We start from the raw sequence: 299 nt of genomic DNA on the forward strand, positions 1-299 counted from the left end.
GGAAACCGTATTGCCAATCCCCAGGTTAAACTGGAATGGAGGATGCAGAAGGCGCTGTCGGGACCAGGAGCTATGGCAGACTTCGGAAGTCATATGCTGGATATTGGCAATACGGTTTCCGCCAAGAGACTGGCGAATATAAAATATTTTTCCGAGCTCACCATCATCTATCAGCTTTTTCAAATACATATACCCTGGAATTCCACGGTAACAGAGCCCGATCATGCAGATTTTACCAGACATTTCCGCATAATTCAGAGCCTTCTGACACTCTTCGGCATCGACTCCAAACGGTTTCT

1 pseudogene is annotated in these 299 nt (G+C 46.5%); it reads left to right on the forward strand.

Annotated features, from left to right (window positions below):
* Positions 1-299 (forward strand): annotated as a pseudogene (locus NE473_RS31365) (hypothetical protein); the annotation flags it as partial.

It is taken from the genome of Hungatella sp. SL.1.14 (genome assembly GCF_024460495.1).
GTDB classification, from domain to species: Bacteria; Bacillota; Clostridia; order Lachnospirales; family Lachnospiraceae; genus Hungatella; species Hungatella hathewayi.